19 protein-coding genes are annotated in these 19,692 nt (G+C 71.5%); 4 read left to right on the forward strand and 15 right to left on the reverse strand.

The genetic code is table 11. From position 1 onward, the window contains the following. Positions 1-277: 277 nt before the first annotated feature. The 9 genes from AB0E91_RS08490 to AB0E91_RS08530 all read right to left on the reverse strand — a co-directional run bounded on the left by AB0E91_RS08490 (position 278) and on the right by AB0E91_RS08530 (position 10,198). Positions 278-1,000: a DUF4232 domain-containing protein gene (locus AB0E91_RS08490; RefSeq protein ID WP_361777056.1), complete on the reverse strand. Its 723-nt coding sequence runs from the start codon at positions 998-1,000 to the stop codon at positions 278-280. A gap of 173 nt (positions 1,001-1,173) precedes the next feature. After that, on the reverse strand, positions 1,174-3,999 hold the full coding sequence (locus AB0E91_RS08495) for a BTAD domain-containing putative transcriptional regulator (protein WP_361777059.1): 2,826 nt from the start codon (positions 3,997-3,999) through the stop codon (positions 1,174-1,176). A gap of 148 nt (positions 4,000-4,147) precedes the next feature. Beyond that, the gene (locus AB0E91_RS08500; RefSeq protein WP_361777062.1) at positions 4,148-4,447 is read right to left on the reverse strand and encodes a DUF4229 domain-containing protein; all 300 of its coding nucleotides are present in this window, start codon (positions 4,445-4,447) and stop codon (positions 4,148-4,150) included. 96 nt (positions 4,448-4,543) lie between these two features. Further along, positions 4,544-5,068 carry a GNAT family N-acetyltransferase gene (locus AB0E91_RS08505; protein WP_361777065.1) on the reverse strand — a complete coding sequence of 175 codons (525 nt, stop codon included), beginning with the start codon at positions 5,066-5,068 and terminating at the stop codon, positions 4,544-4,546. A gap of 72 nt (positions 5,069-5,140) precedes the next feature. Beyond that, positions 5,141-6,304 carry an aminofutalosine synthase MqnE gene (gene mqnE, locus AB0E91_RS08510; RefSeq protein ID WP_361777068.1) on the reverse strand — a complete coding sequence of 388 codons (1,164 nt, stop codon included), beginning with the start codon at positions 6,302-6,304 and terminating at the stop codon, positions 5,141-5,143. Between the two features lie 62 nt (positions 6,305-6,366). Next, positions 6,367-6,822, reverse strand: a complete 456-nt coding sequence (locus AB0E91_RS08515; protein ID WP_161180963.1) for an Lrp/AsnC family transcriptional regulator — start codon at positions 6,820-6,822, stop codon at positions 6,367-6,369. Positions 6,823-6,901: 79 nt separating this feature from the next. Beyond that, positions 6,902-7,552, reverse strand: coding sequence for a UbiX family flavin prenyltransferase (locus tag AB0E91_RS08520; RefSeq protein WP_161180964.1), 651 nt, complete (start codon positions 7,550-7,552; stop codon positions 6,902-6,904). 286 nt (positions 7,553-7,838) lie between these two features. Further along, positions 7,839-8,744: a menaquinone biosynthesis prenyltransferase MqnP gene (gene mqnP, locus AB0E91_RS08525; protein ID WP_361777071.1), complete on the reverse strand. Its 906-nt coding sequence runs from the start codon at positions 8,742-8,744 to the stop codon at positions 7,839-7,841. Continuing rightward, on the reverse strand, positions 8,741-10,198 hold the full coding sequence (locus AB0E91_RS08530; protein WP_361777074.1) for a menaquinone biosynthesis decarboxylase: 1,458 nt from the start codon (positions 10,196-10,198) through the stop codon (positions 8,741-8,743). Before AB0E91_RS08530 ends, mqnP begins: the two co-directional genes overlap by 4 nt. Positions 10,199-10,273: 75 nt before the next feature. On the opposite strand from AB0E91_RS08530, the gene AB0E91_RS08535 reads away from it, so the two are divergent. The 4 genes from AB0E91_RS08535 (at position 10,274) to AB0E91_RS08550 (ending at position 13,674) form a co-directional block, all read left to right on the forward strand. Further along, the gene (locus AB0E91_RS08535) at positions 10,274-10,549 is read left to right on the forward strand and encodes a PLD nuclease N-terminal domain-containing protein (RefSeq protein ID WP_361777077.1); all 276 of its coding nucleotides are present in this window, start codon (positions 10,274-10,276) and stop codon (positions 10,547-10,549) included. 222 nt (positions 10,550-10,771) lie between these two features. Beyond that, a complete protein-coding gene (locus tag AB0E91_RS08540) occupies positions 10,772-11,617 on the forward strand; it encodes a putative RNA methyltransferase (RefSeq protein WP_361777080.1) in 846 nt (281 codons plus the stop codon). 42 nt (positions 11,618-11,659) lie between these two features. Further along, on the forward strand, positions 11,660-12,109 hold the full coding sequence (locus AB0E91_RS08545; protein ID WP_361777083.1) for a nucleoside deaminase: 450 nt from the start codon (positions 11,660-11,662) through the stop codon (positions 12,107-12,109). Positions 12,110-12,279: 170 nt separating this feature from the next. Further along, entirely contained in the window at positions 12,280-13,674 is a 1,395-nt protein-coding gene (locus AB0E91_RS08550) for a condensation domain-containing protein (RefSeq protein ID WP_361777086.1), read from the forward strand. A gap of 57 nt (positions 13,675-13,731) precedes the next feature. Here the strand turns inward: AB0E91_RS08550 and AB0E91_RS08555 are convergent, their stop codons facing one another. From AB0E91_RS08555 to AB0E91_RS08580, 6 genes are all read right to left on the reverse strand, one after another. Beyond that, positions 13,732-14,127, reverse strand: a complete 396-nt coding sequence (locus AB0E91_RS08555) for a hypothetical protein (protein ID WP_361777089.1) — start codon at positions 14,125-14,127, stop codon at positions 13,732-13,734. Between the two features lie 25 nt (positions 14,128-14,152). Continuing rightward, entirely contained in the window at positions 14,153-15,241 is a 1,089-nt protein-coding gene (ccsB, locus tag AB0E91_RS08560; RefSeq protein WP_361777092.1) for a c-type cytochrome biogenesis protein CcsB, read from the reverse strand. Next, positions 15,238-16,950 carry a cytochrome c biogenesis protein ResB gene (locus AB0E91_RS08565; protein ID WP_361777095.1) on the reverse strand — a complete coding sequence of 571 codons (1,713 nt, stop codon included), beginning with the start codon at positions 16,948-16,950 and terminating at the stop codon, positions 15,238-15,240. The genes ccsB and AB0E91_RS08565 overlap by 4 nt, the downstream gene beginning before the upstream one ends. After that, positions 16,950-17,720 (reverse strand): cytochrome c biogenesis protein CcdA, encoded by a 771-nt coding sequence (locus AB0E91_RS08570; protein WP_161180974.1) that lies wholly within the window; start codon positions 17,718-17,720, stop codon positions 16,950-16,952. The genes AB0E91_RS08565 and AB0E91_RS08570 overlap by 1 nt, the downstream gene beginning before the upstream one ends. A gap of 1 nt (position 17,721) precedes the next feature. Further along, positions 17,722-18,312 (reverse strand): TlpA disulfide reductase family protein, encoded by a 591-nt coding sequence (locus tag AB0E91_RS08575; RefSeq protein ID WP_361777099.1) that lies wholly within the window; start codon positions 18,310-18,312, stop codon positions 17,722-17,724. Positions 18,313-18,414: 102 nt separating this feature from the next. Beyond that, positions 18,415-19,683 (reverse strand): hypothetical protein, encoded by a 1,269-nt coding sequence (locus AB0E91_RS08580; RefSeq protein ID WP_361777102.1) that lies wholly within the window; start codon positions 19,681-19,683, stop codon positions 18,415-18,417. Positions 19,684-19,692: the final 9 nt, after the last annotated feature.

Below are 19,692 nucleotides of genomic sequence, written 5' to 3' on the forward strand. Positions count from 1 at the left end.
GGAGACGACGGGGGCGTTCGGGTACGGGGCGGTCACGGGCGGCTCCTCGGGCGTGCAGCGGGAACTGCTTGCTGCATGAGATACGCGCCTCGCACACCGAGGCGTTCACTGGCGGCCGTCGCTGAGGTCTCGGCACCGCCGGTCCGGCTGGCGATCGTACGAGGCCGCTGTGGCGGGTCTGTGCGGATCGCGCGAGGGTCCGGGGCCGGGGCTGTGCAGTCTCGGGGATTTCGTGAGGAGTGTTCTGCTTGCGCGCCCGAGCCGCTCCTCGACGGGATCAGAACTCGTCCGCGCCGTTGCGCAGTTCCTGCGTCCAGTAGCCCGTGGCCCACCGCGCCGGGTCGACGGAGATGCCCTCGGCGCCGGGGGCCTGCACGATCGCCATGCCGGTGCCGTTCGGCAGCGTGACGGAGAAGTCGTTCACCGTCTCGGTCTCCTCCTTGCGGCCGCCGTCGGAGATCCGCACGGCGGCGTAGGCGGCGAAGCCCGGCTCCAGGACGACCGAGGTGGCCGGCTTGCTCTTGGCGACGGACGGGACGGTGCCCCGGGCGTTGTCCAGGAAGCGGATCTCGGGGAAGCTCGTCATGCGGCAGGTGCGGCCCGAGGTGTTCTTCGCGGTGAGGACCAGGTGGGTGTAGGGCGGCCCGTCCTGGGTCTCCGCGCTGATCCGCAGGCCCTTGGTGGTGCACAGGGGAGCGGTGGCCGAGCCGGTGCCGCCCACGACCTGCTTGCCCTGGTCGGCGTCGCGGTTCTGCTCGACGTTGCCCTGGTCGGCGTCGCCGCTCTGCCCGGCGTTCCCCTGGTCCTCGTCGCCGCTCTGGTTCGCACCGCCCTGGTCCTTGTCACCGCTCTGCTCGACGGCGGAGGCGGAGGGCGAGGCGGCGCTCGCCGCCCCGGAGGCCGCGGCGCCGGTGCCGTCGTCGCACGCGGTGAGCGTGAGGGCGAGCGCGGCGGTGGTCACGGCGGTGAAGGCGGCGATACGGCTGCGATAGGTACGCATGGGAGCATCCCCCGGTGGAGAAGGGCGGCCGGCCGGGTCGAGGCCGGGGCGCTGGTGAGCTGCTGACACCAGGAGTCTGTGCGGTGGCGCTTGCGTTCCGGTGCCGTCGCGCTGACGTCCGGCTGACGCCCCTGACCTGCGGCGTCAGCACACCCCTTGCCTCCTGCGGCGGCTCACGCCTCCCGCGCGAGGCGGCGCACGGCACGCTCGTACCGGGTGCGGTGGTCGGGCTTCTCCGCCACCCGCAGCAGCCCCTCCAACGCCCGGGCGGCGCCCTCGTCGTGGCCCTCGCGCTCCGCCTCGTCGGCCGCCCGCTCCAGCAGGTGGACACCCTCCTCGTGCTCGCCGAGCGCCAGCCGGGCCTCGCCCGCCGTGGTGAGCAGCAGCGCGCGCCGGGCCGTCTCCTCGTGCTCGGGGCCGAGCGCGAGGGCGGTGCGGACGACCTCCAGGGACCGGTCCGGGCGGCCCGCCGTGAGGAGCGTGCGGGCCAGGTGCTGGAGCGCCAGCATCTCCGTGTGCCAGTCGCCCGCCGCGCGGGCCAGTGCGACGGCCCGCTCGCAGTCCTCCAGCGCGATGTCGAGGTCGCCGTCCTGGGCCCGGGCCACGGCCAGGTTGATCGTGGCGGTCACCTCGCCCGGCCCGTCGTCCGCCTTCCGCGCCAGCTCGGGCGCGGTCTCCAGCAGGGCGACGGCCTCGGTGGTCCGGCCCTCCTCCGTCAGCACCCAGCCGAGCAGGCTGAGCACCCGCGACTCGGCGTACGCGTCCCGCAGCTCCCGCGCGGAGTCGAGGGCCGACTCCAGCAGCGGCACCCAGCCCTCGCGCACCCGCAGCACCACCTGCGGCCAGTGCAGCAGGCCGATCCGCCAGGCCCGGTCGTGGAACCCGGCGGAGCGGGCGGCGGCCACCGCCCGGGCCAGGTCGTCGCGTTCGGCGGCGAACCAGCGGAGGGCTTCGGCCCGGTCCGCGAACTCCCTTACCCCGGCGGGTCGGTGGAAGTCGTCCGGCAGCCCGAAGCAGGCGCCGCCGCCCGGTTCGGCGGTGTCGGTCGCGGCGAGCGCGGTCGCCGTCAGATGGTCCAGGGCGCGGACGAGCGCCTCGGGCCCGGCCTCGGGTTCGAGGTCCCGGGCGTACAGCCGGACCAGGTCGTGCAGCACCCAGCGGTCCGGCGCCGTCTCCGTCACGAGATGCGCCTCGCCGAGCCGCTCCAGCGTCGCCTGCGCGTCGGCGGGGCCGGTGTCCAGGAGCGCGCCGCACGCGTACGTGTCGACATGGCTGCCCGGATGATGGCCGAGCCGGGCCAGCAACCGCACGGCGTCCGGCGGCAGTTGCTGGACGGTGAGCCGCAGGGCGGCCGCGACCCCGGTGTCGTCCACGGCGAGGTAGGCCAGCCGCCCCCGCTCGTCGGCCAGCTCCGCCGCCAGCGCGGCCAGCGGCCTGCCGGGCCGTCCGGCCAGGCGCGCGGCGACCACGCGCAGGGCCAGCGGGAGCCCTCCGCAGAGTTCCGCGAGCCGCTGGGCCGCCACCGGTTCCGCGAGCACGCGTTCCTCGCCGAGCACTCCGGCGAGCAGCGCCATGCCGTCCTGCGGTTCGAGCACGTCCAGCGGCACCGGCCGGGCCGCGTCGGACGCGATGAGCCCTTCGAGCCGGTGGCGGCTGGTGACGAGCGTGACGCAGTCGGGTCCGCCGGGCAGCAGGGCCCGTACGGTCGCCGAGTCACGGGCGTTGTCCAGGATGACCAGCAGCCTGCGCCGCTCGGTCAGCGTCCGGAACAGCGCGGCGGCGGCCGACGCGGACTCCGGCACCCGGCGCGGCGGCACCCCGAGCGCGGGCAGGAACTCCCGCAGGACGTCGGTCAGCGCGGGTTCCCCGGTCTCGCTGAAGCCGCGCAGATCCGCGTAGAGCCGCCCGTCCGGGAACACGGCCGCCTTGTGGTGCGCCCACTGCAGGGCCAGCGCCGTCTTGCCGACCCCGGCGGGGCCGGTGATCAGGCACACCGGCGCCTCGCCCGCCGCCGCCCGGCTGAGCGCGGCCAGCTCCTCCGTACGGCCCTGGAAGCCCCGGGGCGCCCGGGGCAGCAGCTCGGCGGGCGGCACGACCGCCGCGGCCGCCAGGGGCAGCCGGACCAGCGGATCGACGGCGACGGCGGCCAGCACCGGGGCCTCGGCCGCGGGGGCGGACACGGACGCGGACACGGCTACGGGCGCGGGCGCGGGCGCTGACGCGGGCGGGGGTACGGGGACGACCGGATCGTCCGCCACCACCCCGCCCCGCAGGATCAGCGCGTAGGCGTCGGCCAGCTCGCGCCCGGGGTCGATGCCCAGCTCCTCCGCGAGCAGCCGCCTCGTACGGTGGAACCAGTCCAGCGCCTCCGCCTGCCGCCCCGCTCCGTACAGCGCCTTGATCAGCGAGGCGGCCAGCGACTCCCGCATCGGATGCGCGACCGCCTCCGGACGCAGCACGGCGGCGGCACGGTGGTGCTCCCCGAGCACGGTGTAGGTGCGGGCCAGCTCCTCGACGGTGGCGAGCCGCGACTCCTCCAGCGTGTGCGCGGCGGCCTGGAGCGGCGGCCCGATGAACGCACCGCCGAGCGCCGGACCCTGCCACAGCGACAGGGCCTCGGTGAGCATCATGGCCGCGTCGCCCGGCTCGCGCTGCTGCCGGGCCATCATCAGCAGTTCCTCGAACCGCTGCGCGTCCAGGAGGGATTCGGGCACCCTCAGGAGGTAGGCGTCGGTCAGCGTGACCAGTTCGACCCCGTACGCCGCCGCGTCCGCCCCGGTGAGCAGGGCGCGCAGCCGGGACACATGCCCCTGGATGACGCTCCGGGCCTGCGAGGGGGGCGTCTCGTCCCACAGCGACTCCGTCAGCCGGGCCACCGAGACAGGGGTGTTGGCCGACAGCAGCAGCGCGGCCAGCAGGCTCCGGCGCTTGGCGGGACCGAGCGGCAGGGGCCCGGTGAAGGTGTCGACGGAGACCGTGCCGAGCAGCCGGAACTCCACGGGCGACTTCTCCTTCGCAGCGGGCCCGCGCCCGGGACGGGGACGCGGATCGCGTATCAGGGTATCGGGGCCTGACGTGGGGCGATGCGGCGCCCGCCGCCTTCCGGGCGGCCGAAAACGACCGCTCGGGAACTCGGCCGCCGGGAACTCAGCCGGGCTGCCCCTGGGTGCGCACGCTCTCGTCCACCGCGTCCTCCTGGTTGCGGTTGGCGTCCAGGTTGGCCTTCATGCGGTCCACCCGGCCGACGATGTGGACGGAGGCGCGCTCGCGCTCCTTGCGCAGGACGATCCAGCTGATCGGGGCGGACAGAACCAGCGCGATCAGCACGACCCAGAAGAAGTTGGAGTCACCGAAGCCGCGCGGGAAGAGACCCGAGTAGACGGCTCCCCAGGCGACCACGAGGCAGCCGGCGAAGACGCCGAGACGCATCAGCGTGTAGCGGAGCATGTCCATCCACTTCCGTTCGTACGGTTCGAAGCCCCCAAAGGGGCATCGCCCAGTGAAGCACGCCAAGCGGGCGATCTTGGCGGCGGGTGGGGGGCCTCAGCCGAGCGGCAGCAGCAGGGTCACGTCGTCCCGGTCGTCGCCCGGCGCCACCCGGATCGCACCGGGCACCCGGCCGACCTCGCGATAGCCGCAGGAGGTGTAGAAGCGCTCCAGCCCGAGGCCGCCGCGGCAGCCGACCCGGATCGCCTCGATCCCGCCGAGGGAGCGGGCGGCGTCGGCGGCCGCCGCCATCAGGTCGCGGCCGTAACCGAGGCCCTGGTGCTTGGGGTGGACCATCACCGTGTACAGCCAGATCCAGTGGGTGCGCAGCCGGTGGGTGTTGGGGGTGAGGAACGCGGTGGCGGCGACCCGCCCCTCCTCGTCGTGCCCGACCAGCAGTCTGCTCCGCCCCTGCGCGAGCTGCGCCAGCGACCGGACCACCTCGGGCCGTACCTCCTCACGCGTGACGGGCGGTACGAAGCCGACCGCGCCGCCCGCGTTGGTGACGTCCGTCCACAGATCCAGCAGACCGTCGCGCAGGGTGGGCGATATCTCGGGGTCCAGCGTGAAAGTAAGAGGCACGGGGCCAAGGTAGTCCTTACCTTGGCCCCGTGGCCACAGAATTCCGACAGGCGGTACGAGTCCGCCGCCGCCTCAGACGCGCATCGCCTGCGGCGTCTCCCGGCGCAGCGGGTCCGGGCCTTCGTACTCGCGGATGATCTCGTAGCGCGTGTTGCGCTCGACCGGGCGGAAGCCCGCGTCGCGGATCAGGTCCAGCAGGTCGTCGCGGGTCAGCTTGTTCGGCGTGCCGTAGTTGTCCGCGTCGTGCGTGATCTTGTACTCGACGACCGAGCCGTCCATGTCGTCCGCGCCGTGCTGGAGGGCGAGCTGGGCGGTCTGCACACCGTGCATCACCCAGAACACCTTCACGTGCGGGACGTTGTCGAACAGCAGCCGGGAGACCGCGAACGTCTTCAGCGCCTCGGCGCCCGTCGCCATGGTCGTACGGGCCTGGAGCTTGTTGCGGACCTTGCCGTCCTTCATGTCCACGAAGTCGTGCTGGTAGCGCAGCGGGATGAAGACCTGGAAGCCGCCGGTCTCGTCCTGGAGTTCCCGCAGCCGCAGCACGTGGTCCACGCGGTGGCGCGGCTCCTCGATGTGGCCGTACAGCATCGTGGCCGGGGTCTTCAGACCCTTCTCGTGCGCCAGACGGTGGATCCGCGACCAGTCTTCCCAGTGCGTGCGATGGTCCACGATGTGCTGGCGGACCTCCCAGTCGAAGATCTCGGCGCCGCCGCCGGTCAGCGACTCCAGGCCCGCGTCGATGAGTTCGTCGAGGATCTCGGAGGCCGAGAGACCAGAGATGGTCTCGAAGTGGTGGATCTCCGTCGCCGTGAACGCCTTCAGCGAGACGTGCGGCAGCGCGGCCTTCAGCTCCCGCAGGGACCGCGGGTAGTAGCGCCACGGCAGGTTCGGGTGGAGGCCGTTGACGATGTGCAGCTCCGTCAGGTTCTCCGACTCCATCGCCTTGGCCAGCTTCACGGCCTCCTCGATGCGCATCGTGTACGCGTCCTTCTCGCCCGGCTTGCGCTGGAACGAGCAGTAGGCGCAGGACGCCGTGCACACGTTGGTCATGTTGAGGTGCCGGTTGACGTTGAAGTGCACGACGTCGCCGTTCAGCTGCGTCCGCACCTCGTGCGCGAGGCCGCCGAGCCAGGCCAGGTCGTCCGACTCGTAGAGTGCGACGCCGTCCTCACGGGTCAGCCGCTCACCGGAGCGGACCTTCTCCTCCAGCTCGCGCTTGAGCCCGACGTCCATACCAACACCTTTCGCCGACAACCTGACCAACCGTACTCCCCCGCACCGCCTGCTCCTGGCGGCTACACCTCTTCGGGCAGCTCCCCCACCCGGTTCTCCCACTTGGTGGAGAGCACGATCGTGGTGCGGGTGCGCGAGACGCCCTTGGTGCCGCTGAGTCTGCGGATCGTCTTCTCCAGGCCGTCCACGTCCGAGGAGCGGACCTTGAGCATGAAGGAGTCGTCACCGGCGATGAACCAGCAGTCCTCGATCTCGGTGAGGTCCCGCAGCCTGCGCGCCACGTCCTCGTGGTCGGCGGCGTCCGAGAGCGAGATGCCGATCAGCGCCGTCACCCCGAGGCCGAGGGAGGCCGCGTCCACGGTCGCGCGGTAGCCGGTGATGACCCCGGCCGCCTCCAGCCGGTTGATCCGGTCCGTGACGCTCGGCCCCGACAGACCGACCAGGCGGCCCAGCTCCGCGTACGAGGCCCGGCCGTTCTCCCTCAGGGCCTGGATGAGCTGCCTGTCCACCGCGTCCATGCGATCGAAGCCTTCCGGTGTGAAATTGCCAAGTGGAGTGAGAAGTACCGCTGATGGAGAAGTACCGCCGCAAGCTCTGCTACGTGCTCTGCGCGCCGCCGCCCAGCTCGCCCTTCCAGCGCCGGTAGAGCCCGTGCCCGACGCCCGCCGAATCCAGCACCCGTCCGGCCACGAAGTCCACCAGGTCCTGGATGTGGGTGGCGCCCGCGTAGAAGGCGGGCGAGGCGGGGACCACGCTCGCGCCCGCGTCGTCCAGGGCGACGAGATGGCGCAGGGTCTGACCGTTCAGCGGGGTCTCCCGGACGGCCACGACCAGCGGGCGGCGCTCCTTGAGCGTGACGCTCGCCGCGCGCTGGAGCAGGTCCTTGGACAGGCCGAGGGCGACTCCCGCGACACAGGCGGTGGAGGCCGGGACGATCAGCATCCCCTTGGCCGGGTACGACCCCGAGGACGGCCCCGCGGCCAGGTCCCCCGCGCTCCAGTACCGCACGCCGCTCACGTCCGCCTCGAAGGTGCCGGGCTTGCCGTCCGCGCCGCGCCCCAGCCACTCCCGCAGGTCCTCCTGCCAGTGCGCGTCGCGGAACGAGATGCCCGTCTCGTCCAGCAGCGTCAGCCGCGAGGCCCGGCTGACCACCAGGTCCACCGCCTCACCGGCGTCCAGCAGCGCCCGCAGCACGGCAGCCGCGTACGGCGTCCCGGAAGCTCCGGAAACCCCCACGATCCAAGGCACGCGCTGCGATTCTCCTGCGTTCACACCTTGAGAGTACCGGCGTGACGCGGCGTGTTCAGGCCGGGTGGGGGCCTTGAGGCTTCGCACCCGCGCGACAGCGAAGGTCCGGCACCCCGGCTGGTGTTGCGGGGTACCGGACCGAACCCCGCGTCGGCGGGGACAACCGGCTGAACAGGGCATTCTTCAGCGTGAACGGTGGACCACCCCCGCACGAGCAGGGACAGGTCCGAAGCTATCCCTTTACCAACTTCCGCTCCCGCTTTCGCCGACCGATCACTCGATCGAGTCAGGGCGTAAGCCCACGGACCAGCAAATCCAGCAGTGCACATACGAACAACGCGATACCGATGGCGCCGTTCACCGTGAAGAAGGCCCTGTTCAGCCGCGAAAGGTCGTTCGGGCGCACGATGCGGTGCTCATAGACGAAGGCGCCCGCGACGATCACCAGACCCAGCCAGAAGAACGCGCCCGCGTGGGTGGCCAGCGCGTACCAGACGAACAGGGCCATCGTGATCGCGTGGCAGACCCGCGCGCCCCAGATCGCCGCCGGGATGCCGAAGCGGGCCGGGACCGACTTCACGCCGATCTCGCGGTCGGTCTCGACGTCCTGGCAGGCGTAGATCAGGTCGAAGCCGCCGATCCAGATGCCGACCGCGAGGCCGAGGATCAGCGCGTCCCAGGACCAGGTGCCGGAGATGGCGAGCCAGCCGCCGACCGGGCCCATCGCCTGGGCGATACCGAGGATGGCCTGCGGGAAGTTGGTGAACCGCTTGCCGTACGGATAGACCACCATCGGGATCACCGCGACCGGCGCGAGCGCCAGGCAGAGCGGGTTCAGCAGGGCGGCCGAGCCGAGGAAGACGACCAGGGCGATCAGCGCGCCGGTCCACGCGTGCCGTACCGACATCGCGCCGGTGACCAGCTCGCGGTGGGCGGTGCGCGGGTTACGGGCGTCGATCTCGCGGTCGATGATCCGGTTGACGGCCATCGCGAAGGTGCGCAGGCCGACCATGCAGATGGTGACAAGGAGCAGCCGGGCCCAGTGGATGTTCTTGTCCCACTGGTACATCGCGGTGAGGGAGGCGATGTAGGCGAAGGGCAGCGCGAAGACCGAGTGCTCGATCATCACGAGGCGGAGGAAGGCTTTGGTGCGGCCCGGCTGCGGGATCGCGGCAGCAGAGGGGGTGGTCACAGTCCGTACTCCTTCCAGCGCCGGTCCACCAGCGCCGCCGTAGCGGGGTCGGACAGGACCATGTCCGGCCAGCCCCCGTCCCTCGTGTAGCCCTCCTCGGGCAGCTTCTTCGTCGCGTCGATGCCCGCCTTGCCACCCCAGAACTGCTGGTAGGAGGCGTGGTCGAGGTGGTCGACGGGGCCTTCGGCGACCACCAGGTCACGGGCGTAGTCGGTGTTGCCCAGCGCCCGCCAGGCGACCTCGTGCAGATCGTGCACGTCGCAGTCGGAGTCGACCACCACGATCAGCTTGGTCAGGGACATCATGTGTGCCCCCCAGATCGCGGACATCACCTTCTGCGCGTGCTTCGGGTACTTCTTGTCGATCGAGACGATCGCGCAGTTGTGGAAGCCGCCGGCCTCGGGGAGGTGGTAGTCCACGATGTCCGGGACGATGATCTTGAGCAGCGGCAGGAAGAAGCGTTCCGTGGCGCGGCCGAGCGGGCCGTCCTCGGTCGGCGGGCGGCCGACCACGATCGACTGGAGCAGCGGCCGCTTCCGCATCGTCACGCAGTCGATCTTCAGCGCGGGGAACGGCTCCTGCGGGGTGTAGAACCCGGTGTGGTCGCCGAAGGGCCCCTCGGGCAGCATCTCGCCGGGCTCCAGCCAGCCCTCCAGGACGACCTCGGCGTTGGCCGGGACCTGGAGCGGGACGGTCTTGCAGTCGACCATCTCGATCCGCTTGCCCGCGATGAACCCGGCGAACATGTACTCGTCGATGTCGCCGGGGAGCGGGGCGGTGGAGGCGTAGGTGACGGCGGGCGGGCAGCCGAAGGCGATGGCGACCGGCAGCCGCTCACCGCGCCGGGCCGCGACCTGGTAGTGGTTGCGGCTGTCCTTGTGGATCTGCCAGTGCATGCCGATGGTGCGCTTGTCGTGCCGCTGGAGCCGGTACAGCCCGAGGTTGCGGACGCCGGACTCGGGGTCCTTGGTGTGGGTGAGCCCGAGGTTGAAGAAGGAGCCGCCGTCCTTGGGCCAGGTGAAGAGCGCGGGCAGCGCGTCGAGGTCCACGTCGTCGCCGGTGAGGACGACCTCCTGGACGGGCGCGTTGTCGCCCTTGACCTTCTTCGGCGGGACGTGCGCCATCGAGCCGAGCTTGCCGAACGCCTCGCGGACGCCGACGAAGCCGTGCGGCAGCTCGGGCCGCAGCAGTCCGCCGATCTTGTCGGAGATCTCGGCGTACGACTTCAGGCCGAGCGCCTTGAGGAGACGGCGGTCGGTGCCGAAGACGTTCATCGCCAGGGGCATCGCGGAGCCCTTGACGTTCTCGAAGAGCAGTGCCGGTCCGCCGGCCTTCTGCACCCGGTCGACGATCTCACCGACCTCCAGGTACGGGTCGACCTCGGCCTTGATGCGCTTGAGGTCACCCTCGCGCTCCAGCGCCCGCAGCAGGGAGCGAAGATCGTCATAAGCCATGTGTCCCAGTATCGGCCACCGGATACGCTGGCTCGGTCACCGGGGCCGTACACACCGTCGGGAGAACCCGCACCCATGCTCAGGTATCTGCCGTTCCTGCTGGTCCTGGCCCTGTGGATCTACGCCCTCGTGGACTGTCTGAACACCCCCGAGGACGAGGTCCGCCACCTCCCCAAGCTCGCCTGGGTGGTCGTGATCCTCCTGTTCGGCGAGATCCTGGTCGGGCCTGTGGCCTGGCTGCTCGCCGGCAAGGTGCGGCACCGACCCGCCCCCGCGACCACGTGGGTGGCCCCGGACGACAACCCCGATTTCCTGAAGTCCCTGGAGAAGGACGACCCCGACCGGGACTGAGGGGCTCGTAGACTCCCGGCGTGGCATTCATGAGCACTCCGCACCGCTGCTTCCTGTGACCGGGCGGCACTGAGGGCGAGGCCGGACGGCGTCGCCCTCCTCGGTGTGCCCGCGGTGTGCCCCTTTTTTTCTTCGGCGCGGCCCCTTCTCCGGGCCGGTACGCCTTTTCCCGGCGCACGCGCGGGCGCGGTCCCTTTCCGACGCCACGCCAGGAGCGCCGCCATGCCCGCATCACCCCTGCCCGCCTCCCCCTTCCCCGCCCTCGACTCCGTCCTCGGCCTGCTGCGCTGCCCGGTGTGCCGGGTGCCGTGTCTGCGCCGCGAGGAGGGCGTGCTGCGCTGTCCTGCGGGGCACGCCTTCGACATCGCCCGGCACGGCTACGCCGGGCTGTTGACCGGCGCCCGGGCCACCAGCGGGGACGACGCGGCGATGGTCCGGGCGCGGGAGCGGTTCCTGTCCTGCGGGCGGTACGCGCCCGTGCGGGACGCGGTGGCCGGGCTGGCGGTGGAGGGCATCCCGGCCGGGACGGGGGCGGTGCTGGACGCCGGGTGCGGTACGGGCTACTACCTGGCCGGGGCGCTCGACCGGCTCCCCGGGGCGCGCGGGCTCGGCATCGACAGCTCGGTACGGGCGCTGCGGGCGGCGGCCCGGGCGCACGAGCGGGCCGCCGCTGCCGCGTGGGACGTGTTCCGTCCCTTTCCACTGGCCGACCGGGTGGCCGATGTGGTCCTCGACGTGTTCGCGCCGCGCAATCCGGCCGAGTTCCACCGGGTGCTGCGTCCGGGCGGGCGGCTGGTCGTGGCGCGTCCGACCGGGCGTCATCTGGCCGAGCTGCGCGCGCCGGTGGCGGTCGATCCGGCCAAGGAGGAGCGGCTGCGCCGGGCGATGGAGCCCTTCTTCACGGCGACGGTCACCGAGCGGGTGGAGTACGTGCTGTCCCTGCCCCCGGCGGACGCCCGCGACCTGCTGGACATGACCCCGACCGCCCGCCACCCGGGCCCCGCGGAGACGGCCCTCCCCCGCCGGGTCACCGTGTCCGTGCTGGCCACCGCGTACTGGCCCAGGTGACCGTACGTTTCCCCGGCGCCCCCGGCCGGGCACAGTGCCCGCATGGACACGGAGTTGGCGCGGGCCTGGCTCGCCACCGCCCTGGAGGAGGCCCGTACCGGGCGGGCCGAGGGCGGGGTGCCGGTCGGGGCCGCGCTGTACGGCCCCGGCGGCGAGCTGCTCGGGCGGGGGCGGAACCGGCGGGTGCAGGACGACGACCCCTCGGTGCACGGGGAGACGGACGCGTTCCGGGCGGCGGGGCGGCAGCGGTCGTACCGGGGGACGACCATGGTGACCACGCTCTCGCCGTGCTGGTACTGCTCGGGTCTGGTGCGGCAGTTCGGGATCTCGCGGGTGGTGATCGGGGAGGCGGAGACCTTCTCCGGCGGGCACGAGTGGCTCGCCGCGCACGGGGTGGAGATCGTGCTCCTCGACGATCCGGAGTGCGTGGCGCTGATGCGGGGGTTCATCGAGGAGCGGCCGGAGCTGTGGTTCGAGGACATCGGGGTGTGAGGACGCCCCTGAGGTGAGGTCCCTCTCCCGGTCACGGTCGGTTAATCACTTCCGCGTTCGGCTCACCATCCGTTCCGCTGAAATGACCGGCGCGGGCATGTCTCCACCGCTCGGGACGGCATTCCCTTGAGCGGGGCCCGTGCAGTGGCCCCCTCTGCGATCGGAGACGCGTGCGAATCACTGACATCCAGCGCTGCGAGGTCCGGCCGGGACGGCTCGTCGAGTGGACGCTGAGTCCGGCGACCGTCGCGGCGGCGGCGAGCCTGCCGGAGGACTCCCGGCCCCCGGCCTACATCCAGGAGTCGCACATCAGGACCGCGAGGACCGTCCGGGAGGACGGGCTGTTCGTGCCGACCTGGCTGGGGACCTCCTTCGACCTGCCGGGCCCGGTCGATCTCGACGTGCTCCAGGAGTCCCTGCGCGCCTGGACCGTACGGCACGAGACGCTGCGCAGCGGCTTCCGCTGGGCGGGCGAGCGGGGCGACGAGCTGCGCCGGTTCACGCTGGACGAGGACGACGTGACCCTGCACCGGGAGACGGTCGGCGACTTCCCGGACGCGGAGGCACTGGCCGCGCATCTCCAGGACCGGTTCGACACGGTGGCGGACGCGCTGCGCTGGCCCAACCTGATCTACGCGGCGGTCGTACGGGACGACTCGGCCACCGTCTTCCTCGCCTTCGACCACAGCAACGTGGACGCGTACTCGCTGCACGGCATCCCGGCCGAGATCGAGGAGCTGTACACGGCGGGGCTCGCGGGGCGCGGCCCGGTGGTGCGCACCCCGGCCGCCAGTTACGTCGACTTCTGCGAGATCGAGCGCGCGGACGCGGACCGGCTCGACGGCGACCACGCGATCGTGGCCCGCTGGCGGGAGTTCATCCAGCGCTGCGACGGCACGCTGCCCTCGTTCCCGGTGGACCTCGGCGTCGAGCCGGGCGGTCCGCTGCCCCGGCAGAAGATGATCTGCGAGCCCCTGGTGGACGCGGAGGCGGCGGCCGCGTTCGAGGCATACTGCCGGCCCTACGGCGGGAGCCTGGTCGGGCTGCTCGCGGCCACGGCGCTGATCGTGCACGAGCTGGGCGGTCTGCCGGTGTACCGCACGGTCGTCCCCTTCCACACCCGAGTGAAGTCCCGCTGGACCGGCTCGGTCGGCTGGTACGTCGGCGGCGCCCCCATCGAGGTCCCGGTGTCCCACACCCCCGACCTCACGGCCACCCTGCGCACGGTCCGCGCGGAGCTCCAGTCCAACCGCGCCCTGTCCCGGATGCCGCTGGCCCGCGTCCTGCGGCTGCTCGGCGCCGACTTCCGCCCCACCTCGCCCGACCTGTACTCGATCGTGTCGTACGTCGACACCCGGGGCATCGCGGGCGCCGACCGCTGGTCGGACCAGAACGCCCACGCCCTCCTCCGTGTCTCCTACGGCGACCAGGTCTGCGTCTGGGTCAGCCGCCTCCACGACGGCCTCTGGCTCGCCAGCCGCCACCCGGACACGGACGTGGCGACGAAGAACATGCGCCTGTACGTGGAGCGCCTGCGCGACCTGATGTCGACGCTCCCGGGGTGAGCGCACGGGCGGGACGGAGGCGCGGGAGGCCGGGGCGGCCCGTTGCCTGTTGCGGCACTAGCTCAGCAGGGTGATCAGCCGCTCGAAGCGCTCGCGCCAGTCCGTCTCCGTCGCGCCCTCGCCCTGGAACTCGTGGGTGAAGCGCAGGGCGCTGCCGTTCTCGCCGTCGCGTTCCAGGTGGAAGCGGATGCGGCCGCCGCCCTCGACGGTGTACTCGGCGACGCGGTCCACGTCCCAGGCGGTGATGCGCCCCGCGCCGAGGCCGCGCAGGGCGACGGTGCCGTCGAGTCGGGGTTCGAGGACGTCCACCGGTGTGCACCAGCCGGTCAGGCCCTCGGCGGTGGCCAGGGCGGGCCAGATGTCCTCCATGGACCTCGCCAGACGCACCAGGAGGTGGAGTATGTGCGTGTTCCCGTGGGTCTGACTGGTGCCCTGTTCGATGGAACCGCTCATGGCACCAGTGTCCCGTACCGGTCGGTCACACGCCCGCGTAGGAGTGCTTGCCCGTCACGAAGATGTTGACGCCGTAGTAGTTGAACAGCCAGCAGGCGAAGGCGAGCATCGCCAGGTAGGCGGCCTTGCGGCCCTTCCAGCCTGCGGTGGCGCGGGCGTGGAGGTAGCAGGCGTAGCCGATCCAGGTGATGAAGGACCAGGTCTCCTTGGGGTCCCAGTTCCAGTAGCGGCCCCAGGCGTCGCCCGCCCAGATCGCGCCCGCGATGATCGTGAACGTCCACAGCGGGAAGACCGCCGCGTTCACCCGGTAGGCGAACTTGTCCAGCGAGGCGGAGGCGGGCAGCCGCTCCAGGACCGAGGTGGCGAAGGCGCCGGGCTTGCCGCCGGTCTGGAGCTTGTTCTCGTACGAGTCCTTGAAGAGGTACAGGATCGTGGCGACCGCGCCGACGTAGAACACCGCGCCGCAGAAGATCGCGGTGGAGACGTGGATGTACAGCCAGTACGAGTGCAGGGCCGGGACCAGCTGGTCGCTCGCGGTGTAGAGCACGGTGACCGCGAGGCCGAGGTCCAGCAGGACCGTGGTGATCAGGAACAGGCCGAGCCAGCGCACGTTCTTCTTCAGCGCCAGCAGCCCGAGGTACACGCCGACGGCGACCGTGGAGAAGGTGATGTTGAACTCGTACATGTTGCCCCAGGGGGCACGCTGCACGGAGGCCGCGCGGGCGACCACACCGGCCAGCTCCACGAGGAACGCGAGCACGGTCAGGGACACGGCGATCCGGCCGTACATGTCGCCCTGGGCGTCGCCGCCGTGGGCGCCGGGACCGTCCGGCACGTCCCGGGCACCGGCCGCCTGGCGGACGACGACCTGCGGCCGCTCCAGGACGGTGGTCCCGCCCGCCTGCTTGACGGTGACGGCGGGCCCCTTGGCCTTCTCCGCCGTGCCGCCCCCGGCCGTCAGCGCGGCGGCGGTACGGCCGACCTTGCTGCGGCTGCCGAAGAGCCATTCGGCGATGTAAGCGAAGAAGGCCAGGGTGTAGACGGCCATCGACGAGTAGATCAGCGTGTTGCTGACGCTCGCGAGGTGTTCGTTGGTGGCGGCGGCGAGAGTCATTTCTCAGCCCCTTCGGCAGGTACGGCGCGGGATGCGTCGGTGTCGTCGTTGGTGTCGTCGTCGGGGGCGGCGCTCTCGGGGGCGCCCGGCGCGCTGTCGTACAGGGTTCCGGCGAGGTCGGCGAGTTCCTCGGGGACCTTCGCGGACTCGCTGCGGCCGAGGCCCGCCATCTCCACGACGGTCACTCCGTCGGGGCCCGGTACCGCGCGGACCCACACGCGGCGGCGCTGGATGAAGAGGGACGCGGCGAGACCGAAGATCGCGGCGAGCGCACCGCCGAGGGCCCAGCCGCCGCCGGGCTCCTGGACGATCTCGAAGCCCGCCCACTCCTTGATGTTCTTCTCGAAGGTGACCGTTCCGGCGCCGTTCGGCAGCGTCATGGTCTGGCCGGGCTTCAGGTTGTCCCGCAGCTGGGCGCCCTTGGCGTCCTTGTAGCCCTTCAGGTGCCGCTGGTCGAGCTGGTAGACGCTCTGCGAGATGCCCGCGTCCACGCCGAGGTCGCCGTGGTACGGCTCCAGGTTGAGCACCGGGTTGAGCAGCGCCGGGAACTGGGAGAGGACGGAGGCGCCGCCGCCGTAGGTCGGCAGGAAGAAGGCCCGGATGCCGAGCTGCTCCTTGGTGCCCTGGGCGTCGCGGTAGCCGTCCATGACCTTGATGACGCCCTGCGAGGTGACGTTGCCGTCGAGCGGGAGGAGGGGCACGGCGTCGCGGTAGACGACCTTGCCCGTGCCGTCGCGGACGGTGATGACGGGGGCGTAGCCGTGGCTGACGAGGTAGACCTTGGAGTCGCCGATCTTCAGCGGCTCGTTGACCTTGACGGTGGTGGAGCGCTGCTTGCCGTAGGCGCCCTCGCTGTAGGCGATGCTCGCCTGGAAGGTGCGCGGGGTCCCCCGGTTGGGGCCGGTCATCTCGTAGGTGCCGGTGAAGCTCTTCAGGTCGAAGCTGAACGGCACCAGGTCGTCGGCCTGGAACATGCTGCCCGACTTGAAGTCGTCGTACATCGGCAGCGCGTTGGAGAAGCCGTCGCCCTCGACCATCAGCTTCGTGCCGTCGGACTTGAACATCTGGCCCGAGGCGAAGGCGGTGAGCAGGACGATGAGGGCGATGTGGAAGACCAGGTTGCCCAGCTCGCGCACGTACCCCTTCTCGGCGGCGACCGCGTCGCCCACCAGGTGCGCGCGGAAGCGGCGCTTCTTCAGCAGCGCGAGCGCCCGCTCGCGGACCTGCTCGGGGTCGGCGGTGGTGCGCCAGGTGGTGTACGCCGGGAGCCGGTCCAGGCGCTTCGGGGCACCCGGCGGACGGCCGCGGAGCTGGCCGACGAACTGCCAGGTGCGCGGGACGATGCAGCCGATGAGGGAGACGAAGAGCAGGATGTAGATCGCGGAGAACCACACCGAGCTGTAGACGTGGAAGAGGCCGAGCTTGTCGTAGACGGGCGCGAGCGTGCTGTGCGCCTTGCGGAAGTCGTCGACCTTGTTGGCGTCGGCGCCGGTCTGCGGGATCAGCGAGCCGGGGATCGCGCCGAGCGAGAGCAGCAGGAGCAGCAGCAGCGCGACCCGCATGGAGGTGAGCTGCCGCCAGAACCAGCGGGCCCAGCCGATCACGCCCAGGGAGGGCGGGGTCGACAGGTCCTCCTGGGGCGCGGTGGACAGCTGGGAGCCGGCCGCGCCCAGGCCCTCCGGGGAGGTGTCGGTAGTGGTCTTGCTCATCAGATCCCCACAGAGAAGCCGTCGGACCAGGTCTGCATCTCCTGCACCAGGTGGTCCCAGGCCCCGGTCAGCAGCAGCACACCGGTCACGATCATCATCGTGCCGCCGATGCGCATCACCCAGACATAGTGGCGTTTGACCCAGCCGAACGCGCCGAGGGCCTTGCGGAAGGCGACGGCGGTGAGCACGAAGGGCACGCCGAGCCCCAGGCAGTACGCGACGGTGAGTATCGCGCCCCGGCCCGCGCTCGCCTGCTGGGAGGAGAGGGCGACGACGGAGGCGAGGGTCGGGCCGATGCAGGGCGTCCAGCCGATCCCGAAGAGGGCACCGAGCAGGGGTGCGCCGAGGAGTCCGGTGGTCGGGCGCCGGTGGAAGCGGAACTCACGCTGGGTCAGCCAGGGCATCAGGCCCATGAAGAAGACGCCGAGCAGGATCATGAGCACGCCGAGCACCCGGGTCAGGACGTCCTTGTAGCTCTGGAGGGTCTGGCCGAAGAACCCGAACAGGGCGCCGCCGGAGACGAACACGACGGTGAAGCCGAGCACGAACAGGGCGGCGCCGGTCGCCATCCGGCCGCGCCGGGCGTCGGCGAGGTCGGTGCCGGTGACGCCGGTCACGTAGGAGAGGTAGCCGGGCACCAGCGGCAGGACGCAGGGCGAGAAGAAGGAGACGAGCCCGCCGAGCACCGCGACGGGCAGGGCGAGCAGCAGGGCGCCGTTGAGCACGGTCTGGTTCTGCCCGCCGGCGGCGAGCGTGAGGAGCGGACTCACGTCACTTCTCCGCCGCGACCGGTTCGAGCATCTCCCGCAGCGCGAGGTCGTCCAGCTGCTCCAGGGCGCGCGCGGCGATCTTCCCGTTCCTGTCGATGATCAGGGTGGAGGGGATCAGCTGCGGGTTGAGGGTGCCCTTCTCGAAGCGGAGCATGAGCTTGCCCGTGGGGTCGTACAGGCTGGGGTACGTGATCCCGTTGGCCTTCTCGAAGTTGCGGGGCTGGGTGGTGTTGGAGTCGCGGGTGTTGATCCCGACGAACTGCACACCCTTGTCCGCGTACTCCTTGGAGACCTTGGAGAAGTACTTGGCCTCCGCGCGGCAGGGGCCGCACCAGGAGCCCCAGACGTTGATGACGACGACCTTGCCCTTGTAGTCGGCGACGTCGAGGTTCTTGCCGTCGACGGTCGTCCCGGACAGGTCGGGCGCCTTGACGCGCTTGGCCGGGGCGACGGTGTCGACGCCGTTGCTTCCGGTGACGAAGTTGGTGTCGCCGCCCCCGCCGGAGATGCCGCCGCTGCCGCACGCGGACAGGACCAGGGCCGCGAGGGCGGTCACGGCACCGAGCAGAGCGGCGCGGCTACGGGTACTCATGTGAAAAGTTTCGCATGGCTGTTCCGGGGCTTTCGCCCGCCCCCCTGCTGGCGGAAAACCCCATTTCAGCCGGTATTTACACCGGGCATAACGGACAGGCCGTCACGCCGTGGCATGGAATCCCTTCCAGCCTCCGGCGGGCTTCTGCCCCACGTCGAGGGTGCGCAGTCCGGCGAGGACCTCGGGCTTCTGCACGTCCAGCCAGTCCGCGAACTGCCGGAAGGAGACCAGGCGCACGTCGCCGCCCTTCTCCTTCTCGCGAGCGATGTGCTTGAACGCCTCCTCGACCGCGTCCATGTAGAGGCCGCCGTTCCAGTGCTCGAAGTGGTTGCCTATGAAGAACGGCGCCCGGTTCGTCTCGTACGCCCGCTGGAAGCCGGATATGTACGCCTGCGCCGCCTGCTTGCGCCAGCCCGGGTAGTTGTACGCGGGGGCGTTGGTCGAGTTGATCGACTGGTTGGCGAGCATGTTGTAGTCCATGGACAGGACCTCGAAGGAGTGTCCGGGGAAAGGTATCTGCTGAAGGGGCAGATCCCAGATCCCGAGCCGCTTGGACGGCCAGACCTGGCGGCCGCCGGGCGAGGAGGCGTCGTAGCGCCAGCCCAGCGCGCGGGCGGTGGGCAGCAGGTTGTCCTGGCCGAGCAGACAGGGCGTACGGCCGCCGGTCAGCTCCTTGTCGTAGTCGAAGGGCAGCGGCGGCTGGTCGGTCCAGCCGGTGTTGGTGCGCCACTCCTTGACGAAGGACTTGGCCTGCTCGATCTCGCTCCTCCACTGGCGGGGCGTCCAGTTGCCGACCGTGCCGCGGCCGCCGCAGAAGTGCCCGTTGAAGTGGGTGCCGATCTCGTGGCCCTCCAGCCAGGCCCGGCGGACGTTGATGAGCGTGGCCTTGACGTGCGCGTCGGTGAGGTAGCCGATGTCGGAGGCGCCGCGCGGGTTGTTCGGCGGGTCGTAGAGGCGCTTCTTCGACTCGGGGAGCAGATAGAGCCCCGAGAGGAAGAAGGTCATGCTCGCGCCGTGCTCCTTGGCCAGGTCCAGGAAGCGCGGGAAGAGGCCGTTGCCGACCTCTCCGGCGCCGTCCCAGGAGAAGACCACGAACTGCGGCGGGGTCTGGCCCGGCTCCAGCGGCTCGGGGCGGGCGGGCTGGTGGGGCTGCGCGCCGGTGAAGGAGGTGGAGCCGTCGCCGATGAGACGGGCCTTGGGGCGCGCGGCGGGGTGGCCCTTGCCGTCGCCCGCGCGCTTCCCGGAACCGGGCCGGTGGCCGTCGGCGTCCGGGGAGTGGGCGGACTTCGTGGTCCCGCAGCCCGCGAGCCCGGCGGCCGCCGCCGCGCCCGCGCCGAGCCCGAGTATTCCCCTCCGGGAGATGGTGTGCATGGGTTCCCC

The organism is Streptomyces sp. NPDC026659 (genome assembly GCF_040638245.1).
Taxonomy (GTDB): domain Bacteria; phylum Actinomycetota; class Actinomycetes; order Streptomycetales; family Streptomycetaceae; genus Streptomyces.